At 40.3% G+C, this 8785-nt stretch carries 9 protein-coding genes and 1 pseudogene; 7 read left to right on the top strand and 3 right to left on the bottom strand.

What is annotated here, in order from left to right; all coding sequences use genetic code 11:
• Positions 1 to 159: 159 nt before the first annotated feature.
• The gene (gene fkpA / locus H5115_RS19790) at positions 160 to 909 is read right to left on the bottom strand and encodes an FKBP-type peptidyl-prolyl cis-trans isomerase (protein ID WP_149594422.1); all 750 of its coding nucleotides are present in this window, start codon (positions 907 to 909) and stop codon (positions 160 to 162) included.
• A 215-nt stretch (positions 910 to 1124) separates the two neighbouring features.
• Between fkpA and H5115_RS19785 the strand changes: the two genes are divergently transcribed.
• On the top strand, positions 1125 to 2123 hold the full coding sequence (locus H5115_RS19785) for a WD40 repeat domain-containing protein (protein ID WP_182756962.1): 999 nt from the start codon (positions 1125 to 1127) through the stop codon (positions 2121 to 2123).
• Positions 2110 to 2325 carry a SlyX family protein gene (locus H5115_RS19780; protein ID WP_004335946.1) on the top strand — a complete coding sequence of 72 codons (216 nt, stop codon included), beginning with the start codon at positions 2110 to 2112 and terminating at the stop codon, positions 2323 to 2325. Before H5115_RS19785 ends, H5115_RS19780 begins: the two co-directional genes overlap by 14 nt.
• A 32-nt stretch (positions 2326 to 2357) precedes the next feature.
• On the opposite strand, the gene H5115_RS19775 is transcribed toward H5115_RS19780, so the two are convergent.
• Positions 2358 to 2561 (bottom strand): YheV family putative zinc ribbon protein, encoded by a 204-nt coding sequence (locus H5115_RS19775; RefSeq protein ID WP_007378899.1) that lies wholly within the window; start codon positions 2559 to 2561, stop codon positions 2358 to 2360.
• A 132-nt stretch (positions 2562 to 2693) separates the two neighbouring features.
• On the opposite strand from H5115_RS19775, the gene H5115_RS19770 reads away from it, so the two are divergent.
• The 5 genes from H5115_RS19770 (at position 2694) to H5115_RS19750 (ending at position 8277) form a co-directional block, all read left to right on the top strand.
• Positions 2694 to 4616: an ATP-binding cassette domain-containing protein gene (locus H5115_RS19770; RefSeq protein ID WP_008165349.1), complete on the top strand. Its 1923-nt coding sequence runs from the start codon at positions 2694 to 2696 to the stop codon at positions 4614 to 4616.
• Positions 4600 to 5022, top strand: a complete 423-nt coding sequence (locus tag H5115_RS19765) for a TIGR02444 family protein (RefSeq protein ID WP_182756960.1) — start codon at positions 4600 to 4602, stop codon at positions 5020 to 5022. Before H5115_RS19770 ends, H5115_RS19765 begins: the two co-directional genes overlap by 17 nt.
• A 750-nt stretch (positions 5023 to 5772) precedes the next feature.
• Complete coding sequence (locus H5115_RS19760; protein ID WP_149594417.1) at positions 5773 to 6762, top strand: hydrolase; 990 nt, start codon at positions 5773 to 5775, stop codon at positions 6760 to 6762.
• Positions 6762 to 7016 carry a YheU family protein gene (locus H5115_RS19755; protein WP_004335925.1) on the top strand — a complete coding sequence of 85 codons (255 nt, stop codon included), beginning with the start codon at positions 6762 to 6764 and terminating at the stop codon, positions 7014 to 7016. Before H5115_RS19760 ends, H5115_RS19755 begins: the two co-directional genes overlap by 1 nt.
• A gap of 64 nt (positions 7017 to 7080) precedes the next feature.
• Positions 7081 to 8277 (top strand): dipeptidase, encoded by a 1197-nt coding sequence (locus H5115_RS19750; protein ID WP_024606595.1) that lies wholly within the window; start codon positions 7081 to 7083, stop codon positions 8275 to 8277.
• A gap of 378 nt (positions 8278 to 8655) precedes the next feature.
• On the opposite strand, the pseudogene H5115_RS19745 reads toward H5115_RS19750, so the two are convergent.
• Positions 8656 to 8785, bottom strand: a pseudogene (locus tag H5115_RS19745) (elongation factor Tu); the annotation flags it as partial.

Here is an 8785-nt window from a genome sequence, read left to right as displayed (position 1 = left end):
TTCAAGTGTTGCTTGCAGTGCTTGTTCTATATTCACAAAAAATCCGTAGTTAGTTTCCTAACTACGGATTTTGCATGATCGCTTGGATCGGTCAACCGGTCATTTTCTTAACTGATCGGCATTAGACCTAAGGTCCCTTTTTGCATTTACACAATAAGCTTATTGTTCTGCAGGTGCTTCTTCATTTTGAATTTCAAGTAATTCAACTTCAAATACAAGTGTTGAATTAGCTGGAATCTTACCTAAATCACGGTCGCCGTAAGCAAGTTCTGAAGGAATAGTGAACTTGTACTTAGAACCCACTGACATAAGTTGTAAACCTTCAGTCCAACCCGCAATTACGCGGTTAAGAGGGAAAGTTGTCGGTTCGTTACGTGCATATGAGCTATCAAACTCAGTACCGTCTAATAAAGTACCTTTGTAGTGAACTTTAACTACATCAGTTGCTACTGGCTTTTCGCCATCGCCTTCGCTAAGTACTTCGTACTGTAGGCCAGACTCAGTTACAGTAACGCCTTCTTTTTTAGCGTTGTCAGCTAGGTATTTAGCGCCTGCTTCTTTACTTTTTTCAGACTCTACTTTTGCTTTTTCTTCTTGCTTAGTACGTACTGATGTATCTAGTGCAGTTAATACTTCGCGAATTTTTTCTTCATCAATTTTTGCATTACCAGCAAGTGCATCTTCAAAACCACGGATTAGAAGTGCTTGGTCTAGTTCAATACCAATTTCTGTTTTGTCTGCTAGGTCTTTATTTAAAAAGTTACCTACAGATGCACCAATACCGTATGCTTGTTGCTGTTCTACAGTGTCTAATTTAACTTCAGCTTGTTCTTTTTTTGCTTCTTGATTACAAGCTGTAAGCGCTAAAACTGACGCTGCAATCAATGACAATCTAATCGTCTTTTTCATTTTAAATCTCCGACACACTTTGCAGTTGTCATTTTAATGTATTATTACTAGTGAAAGATTAACGGCCCACATGATAGGCTGCTTGTTTAATGACTAGATTCCATATTGTTAGCTAAACTAAAAACATATCCAGTGATTAGACAAACAACCTAGGCATTTAACGCGTCCTAGTCTAACCTCTCAGTCACTAAGAGTTAAGGGGAAATACCTGTAATATGTCGATATTTCGTACTTTTTTAATCGTATTTAGCTGTTTTTTAGCCATCGCCTGTACCGATAAAAAACAACACGCTGTAGCAAGTTACGAACATGCTGCACAAGGTGCGTTTTCATCAACAGTTTCAAACGATGGTAAATACAGTTTGATCTCCTCTATCAACCATGGGGTCGCCCTGTGGGATAATCAACAGCAGGTGCTAAAATACCAATGGTTTCAGCAGCAGTCACAAGACAGCCTAGTGTACGCTGTTGCTATTGCTTTTGATAACAGCGTGGCTGTTACCGCCGAAAAAACCACCTTTGCTGTGTGGGATATAACCACAGGCAAAAATAAAGGTTATTACAAAATACAAAAAGCCAGTATTCGCGATATTACCATTAGCAATCAAGGCCGTAGTGTTTTATACGGCCGTAGCGACGGCGTTGTCGTATTTGTAAACCTAGAAACCGGACGTCGTATTGAGTTTTTAGGTCATCAAGATAAAGTTAACACCGTTGACCTATCACCTAACGGACGCTACGCCTTAAGTGGCTCTAACGATTATGTTGCTTACTTTTGGGATACACGTACAGGGCAAGTAATTCATCGTTTTAATCACCCAACGCGTGTTACCCAAGTGACGCTCGATCCACAAGGTCGCTATGCGTTTACGGCCGATAGTATGGCACAAGCAAATGTATGGAAGCTGACTACAGGTGATCTTGTGAGTAAACTGAAGTATATTGCGCGTCAGAAAATTTTTACTGCTGTGCGCTTTAACGAACAAGGCACTTTGCTTGCAACCGGCTCGCCAAATAAGCGCGTTGATTTGTGGCAAATACCAAGCGGTGAAAAAATTCAAACTTGGCAGGTTACCCCGCGCGAAGGCAGTAAGCCTAAATCGGCGGTGGTGCTAGATGTGACATTTACAGATAACGGTAAGTCGTTGTTAACCGAAAGCTCCAGCGGTATCGCAGAGCGATTTATTATACGAGAGAATAATGAACACAATTGAACATCGCTTAATGGAACTTGAAGCCAAAGTGGCTTTTCAAGACGAAACGATTGAAGTCTTAAATGATGAAATAAAAGTGCACCAACAGCTGTTAGCAAAAATGAAACGCCAAACCGAGCTGCTAGCAGAAAAAATTAAAGAGTCTCAGTCATCATCGTCTATGATGTCTGAAGTACCTGAGCCGCCTCCACCGCATTACTAAAACCGGTAAAAATTAGGCAATAAAAAACCGGGTTAGTCGCCCGGTTTAAATACACCAATTACTTGTTCAAATTGGCGAGTAGACGCCTGAACAGCGTTATCGGGTTGCGCCATTTTATGACCACACTCAACACACTCTACTTTTTCAACATCATGTTCTCTGTATAGCATCATGGTATCCATGGCTTTGCAGTCAGGGCACGATGCACCAGCAATAAATCGCTTCTTTTGTCTCACAACATTTTTCCTGTGGTTTGAACTGCTGTCATTTTATCGTATAACTTCACTTGTTGATACGCTTGATAAGAGTATTAAGTTCTATGTTATGATAGCGCCAACTTAACAAGGGCACAGCAAAGTAACGCATTCATGATCCAAATCTCAGAAATAGAACTACTTCGTGGCGGTAAAGCCTTATTAAAAAACGCATCAGCTACGTTATTTCCAGAACACAAAGTAGGCCTTGTTGGCGCTAATGGCTGTGGAAAATCAACGTTATTTGGTTTACTAAAATCAGAACTACAACTAGATGCCGGTAACTGCAGCATTCCAAAAGATTGGTCTATCGCCTCTGTTAAGCAAGAGACACCTGCACTTGAAATAAGCGCGATTGATTATGTACTTCAAGGCCACCCAGAATATTACGCAATGCGTATAGCACTGCGTGAGGCCGAGAAAAACAACGATGGCGACACACAGGCCAAAGTACATATTCAGCTTGAAAACATTAAAGGCTATAGCATTGAATCAACCGCAGGTGAGCTATTACACGGCTTAGGCTTTGCTAATAATCTAATAGAAAACCCTGTAAGCTCGTTCTCTGGTGGTTGGCGTATGCGTTTAAACCTTGCCCAAGCATTAATACGCGACGCCGATTTACTATTACTCGATGAGCCAACAAACCACCTTGATTTAGATGCTGTTTATTGGCTTGAACGCTTTTTACGCGCTTACACCGGCACCCTTGTACTTATATCGCATGACCGTGAGTTTTTAGATGCGGTGGTTGATCAAATTTGGCACGTAGATAAGCAACTTATCAACGTTTACAAAGGTAACTACTCGCAGTTTGAACGCCAAAAAGCAGAGCGTTTACTACAACAACAAGCAATGTTTGATAAGCAACAAGATCAAATTGCGCACCTTGAGCAGTTTATAACGCGCTTTAAAGCAAAAGCCAGTAAAGCTAAACAAGCACAAAGCCGTGTGAAAGCACTTGAACGCATGGAAAAACTAGCGCCAGCGCATGCCGACTCGCCGTTTAACTTTGAGTTTGCAGAGCCAAAAGCATTGCCAAACCCACTAATGACAATAGATAAAGCCAAAGCGGGTTATGGTGACGTCACTATTTTAAATAATATAGAGCTAAACCTTGTACCAGGCAGCCGAATTGCTTTATTAGGTCGAAATGGCGCAGGTAAATCAACGTTAATTAAACTGCTTTCTGGTGATTTAGAGCCGCAAGCGGGCGAAGTTGTTCAGCATCACGGATTAAATATTGGTTACTTTGCGCAGCATCAACTTGAATCTCTTGATTTAAAAGCCAGTGCAATAATGCACTTACAACGCCTCGACCCAAAAGCCACTGAGCAATCACTACGTGACTTTTTAGGTGGTTTCGCCTTTATTGGCGATAAAGCACTTGAACCTGTAGCCCCTTTTTCGGGCGGCGAAAAAGCACGTTTAGTACTTGCCATGTTGGTATATCAAAAGCCAAACCTGCTGCTTCTCGATGAGCCTACAAACCACCTTGATTTAGAAATGCGCCATGCACTTGTTATGGCACTGCAAGGCTTTGAAGGCGCCATGGTTACCGTATCACACGACCGCCACATGCTTAAAAATACCGCCGATGAGTTTTACTTAGTAGATGACGGCAAAGTAACCCAGTTTGGTTACGACTTAGATGCGTATTACCAGTGGTTACTCAATGCCAATAAAGAAGCGGTTAAAGCGCAGCAAAGCGACGAGCCTAAAGCAAATCCGGGTGTTAACCGTAAAGAGCAAAAACGCTTAGAGGCTGAGTTTAGAAAGGCCACTCAGCCACTTAAAAAGCAAATTGAAAAGCTTGAAAAGCAACTCGATAAATTTACCGCTGAATTAAGTGAAGTTGAAGTGACCTTAGGTGATAACGAACTCTACAACGACGACAACAAAGCCAAGCTTAAAGAGTTATTAGCCAAGCAAGCAACCCTTACGCCTAAACTTAACGACGTTGAAGAAGAGTTACTTATGGCACTTGAAGAAATGGAAGAAAAAGAGCAGGCATTCGCCGATGAACTTGCTCAATAGCGATCATTTTTGGCAATTTGCGTGCACTTTGTACGCAAAACCTGATCAACAGACAACCCTGCTGGCACTACAAAACCAGCAAGGAAAAAACGTTAATTTATGCTTATTACTGCTTTATTTAGACTCATTAAATTTAAGTGTTAATACCCAACAGTTAAATGAGTTAATAGACGCAATTAGTGAGTTTGATACTCACGCATTACAACCTCTGCGCGCCGCTCGTAGCTATTTAAAAGCTAACCAGAATGCGATAAGTGATTACGCCACAATACGTGCAGAGTTGCTAAGCGCTGAGCTGAAGCTTGAAAAACAACAGCAACATATGTTGATTGAAACGGTAAATGAGCTTGAATTAGTCAAACTTTCAGAGCCAAACAACATTGAGCTATATGTGAAAGCCACTTAGGGTGTTAGTTTTTGTAGCCTCCTCCACTTTTTATACTCTTTTCTTTGTGCAAAAAAACTTCAAGTAATTACTCACAAAGAGGTTAAGAGACGCTTCGCTTTTAGAGGAAAACAAACTAAATTACCCAGGTGAAAATGGGGAACTGTCAGATCAAGTCTGAGCTAGTACAGCTCAAGTAGTTCATTGATCTCCCCGCATTTACTTCTCATTCTTTTCTCTTTGTGCAAAAAATCTTTAAGTGGTTTACTCAAAAAAGTTTAAAGCGCTACGCTTTTAAATAAAGTGAAAAAACATGAGTTACGATCAGCTCACTATTTTAAGAAAAAACTCTCTTAGCTCTCAGTGATAATAACTTACCAACCCTTAAAACATGATCTAAATCAACTTAGCGTCACTCCTACAGTTGCTTAGAAAAATAACTTGATCTCGATCACGTTGCGACCTGCAAACGCAGCCTATGATTAACCCATCAACAACGAGGGGAGCAACTCATGAACGTATTCTTTAGAGACTTTTTTACAGATCCAGTTTTATTTATGTCTTTTGGATTTTTAACCATCGTTGTTTCTTTGTGTATATTTTTTGCTTTTTTCTTTTTGAAAAAAATACATGACGCAGAAATTCCCGAACAAAATTAAGCACGACGCACTAAAGCGCCTTATTAGTTTACTAGTTAGGCGCTTTTTATTTTCTGAAGCGAAAAATTTGATACACTAGCTTTTCGTTTAATACAAAGTGCGTAGTACAAACATGATCTCTCAGTTCAAACCAGCATGGTGGATGACCAATCGTCACGTTCAGACCATAATGCCGCGTTTTTTCCGCCCATTTCACAATACGTCCTACGAACTTGAGCAACTTGATACACCTGATGGTGACTTTATTGAGCTTGCATGGTCACTTCCACATAATGAAACCGCACCACTAGCCGTTGTTTTGCACGGCCTTGAGGGCAATATAAATAGCTTTTATGCCAAAGGCATGATGAAGGCATTAAAAAAACAAGGTTATGCAGTTGTGCTTATGCACTTTAGAAATTGCTCAACCGAAGTAAATCGCCTACCACGTGCTTATCACAGCGGTGACACCGCCGATTTAGCTTTTTTTATTAATCATTTAAAGCAGCAATACCCAAATAGAGCGATGGTTGCCGTAGGCTTTTCGCTTGGTGGTAATGTGCTTGCTAAGTACTTAGGCGAAGAGAATACAAACTGCCCGCTCAATGCAGCTGCAGTGGTATCTGCTCCTTATGATTTGTCGTCATCGAGCGATGTTATTCGTAAAAGCTTAGGTAAAATTTACCAAAAATATCTGCTCGATCGAATGAAAAAGTCGATGCAACGTAAATTGCCGCAAATTAAGCAGCAAATTCCTATAACTACCGATCAATTAATGAATATTGATGATTTATTAGAGTTTGATAACCAACTTACAGCACCGTTACACGGTTTTGAAAACGCACACGATTACTACCGTAAAGCCAGTGCTATGCCGTATTTAAAAGACATCGCTATTCCTACGCTTATTATTCACGCTAAAGACGACCCCATGCTCTCTATTAAAGCCGTACCGAGTAGGCAAGATGTCAGTGAGCATGTTACGCTGTGCGTCTCAGAGAAAGGCGGCCATGTAGGTTTTATTAGCGGTAACAACCCTTTTAAACCTGTATTTTGGTTAGAGAAAGCCGTGCCGTATTATTTTGGCCAACACATATTAAATAAAGCGAGTAACAAGCAGTAATGATTATCCCTTTTGAACAACTCGATCAAGACACTCTTTATAACTTAATCGAAAGCTATGTATTACGCGAAGGTACCGATTATGGCGAAGTAGAAGCAAGCATCGAATCTAAAGTAAGCCAAGTAAAGCTGCAGCTTAAAAATGGCGAAGCGATGGTGTTTTTCTCAGAATTACACGAGTCTGTAACTATAATTTCAAAAGGTGAGTTTAAAGCGCTGCAAAGTGAAGAGCATCAAGCACAGTCGTTTGATTAGGGCGTAGTACTTGTAACTTTTGAATTGAACGTACACAATGGCTTTTTACCCAAAGAGCCAAAACATGATAAAACTCAGCACTCTAGTGGTAGCCATATCACTAGCTTTAACTAGCCAAGCCCAAGCAGAACAAACAATAACAGCATCTGATAAGGCAATTAAACTCGCTAAAGATACCATTTTAATTGATACCCATATTGACGTACCTTATCGAATTCACGAAAGCTGGGTTGATGTAACCAAAGCAACTAGTGATGGCGATTTTGACTATCCTCGCGCTGTAAAAGGCGGTTTAAACGCCCCATTTATGTCGATTTATATTCCTGCGCATTTAGAGTTTGAGGGTAAAGGAAAAAGCTACCAGCTAGCCAATCAAATGATTGATAGTATGGAAGCCATAGTCCAGCGCGCACCCGATAAGTTTGCTATTGCTAGCTCAAGCTCTGATATTGAAGAGCAATTTAAACAAGGTAAGCTGTCTATAGCCATGGGTATGGAAAATGGCTCTCCAATCGAAGGTGATATGAAAAACCTTCAGCACTTTTACGACCGTGGCATTCGTTACATCACGCTAGCGCACTCGCAAAGCAATCATATTTCGGATTCGTCTTACGATATACGCCGTAAATGGAAAGGCTTAAGCCCATTTGGTAAAAAGCTTGTCACTGAAATGAATAATATAGGCATGCTAATTGACGTATCGCATATTTCTGATGATGCGTTTTATCAGGTTATGGAGCTCTCTAAAACGCCAGTAATTGCCTCTCATTCATCACTTCGTAAATACACGCCTGGCTTTGAGCGTAATATGAATGACGATATGCTATTAGCGCTGAAGGAAAATGGCGGTGTTATTCAAATCAATTTTGGCTCAAGCTTTGTTACCGCTAAAGCAGGTAGCTGGGGCAAGCAATTAAAAAGTACAAAAGAGTCAGCTAAAAAAGAAGGTACTAAGTTAAGTAAAGATTTTGATGCTGCGTACCGTGCTAAAAATCCGTATCCATTTGCAAGTCTTGAGCAAGTACTTGACCATATTGATCACGTAGTTGAGCTAATTGGTATTGATTATGTAGGTATTGGCTCTGATTATGATGGAGTTGGCGATTCATTACCTATCGGCTTAAAAGATGTATCTAGCTACCCAAATCTTGTCCAAGGTTTAATGGATAGAGATTACAGCGACAAAGATATTAAAAAGATTTTAAGTGGCAATTTATTAAGAGTTTTAAAACAAGCGCAAGAGTATGCGAAGAAACACTAAAGCTTTTATCATATATTAGTAATTGGCTAAAAGACCAAGAGCTAACTCAATATAAGCGCGGCCTAGCCGTGCTTTTTTATATTTAACAGCACAGTTATCTTCGCTACTATTTCCCCCTCGGGTTTCGTAAAACTCAACCCAAGCTACGGCAATAATTCTATACCTAGGAGCAAATCACTTTTCTTCAGGCATTAAAAAAGGCCACCTGAGTGACCTTTTTCTAACAATTAACTTAAAAGTTAATTATTACTCTTTGATCGTTGCTACAAAGCACCTACGCCTAAGGTAAGAGCACCACCTTATATGACACTTTTCTTCAGGCATTAAAAAAGGCCACCTGGGTGACCTTTTTCTAACAATTAACTTAAAAGTTAATTATTACTCTACGATAGTTGCTACAACACCAGCACCTACAGTACGACCACCTTCACGGATAGCAAAACGAAGACCTTCATCCATCGCGATTGGTGCGATTAGAGTTACTGTCATCTTGATGTTATCACCAGGC

This window comes from Pseudoalteromonas sp. SR44-2 (assembly GCF_014163745.1).
GTDB lineage: Bacteria > Pseudomonadota > Gammaproteobacteria > Enterobacterales > Alteromonadaceae > Pseudoalteromonas > Pseudoalteromonas distincta.
This window is presented reverse-complemented; position numbering and strand designations above follow the sequence as displayed.

What these genes read in the sequence shown, in the direction of transcription:
- H5115_RS19785 (WP_182756962.1), top strand. Translation starts at nt 1,125, where the DNA reads ATGTCGATATTTCGTACTTTTTTAATCGTATTTAGCTGTTTTTTAGCC.
- H5115_RS19780 (WP_004335946.1), top strand. Translation starts at nt 2,110, where the DNA reads ATGAACACAATTGAACATCGCTTAATGGAACTTGAAGCCAAAGTGGCT.
- fkpA (WP_149594422.1), bottom strand. Translation starts at nt 909, where the DNA reads ATGAAAAAGACGATTAGATTGTCATTGATTGCAGCGTCAGTTTTAGCG.
- H5115_RS19770 (WP_008165349.1), top strand. Translation starts at nt 2,694, where the DNA reads ATGATCCAAATCTCAGAAATAGAACTACTTCGTGGCGGTAAAGCCTTA.
- H5115_RS19755 (WP_004335925.1), top strand. Translation starts at nt 6,762, where the DNA reads ATGATTATCCCTTTTGAACAACTCGATCAAGACACTCTTTATAACTTA.
- H5115_RS19760 (WP_149594417.1), top strand. Translation starts at nt 5,773, where the DNA reads ATGATCTCTCAGTTCAAACCAGCATGGTGGATGACCAATCGTCACGTT.
- H5115_RS19765 (WP_182756960.1), top strand. Translation starts at nt 4,600, where the DNA reads ATGAACTTGCTCAATAGCGATCATTTTTGGCAATTTGCGTGCACTTTG.
- H5115_RS19750 (WP_024606595.1), top strand. Translation starts at nt 7,081, where the DNA reads ATGATAAAACTCAGCACTCTAGTGGTAGCCATATCACTAGCTTTAACT.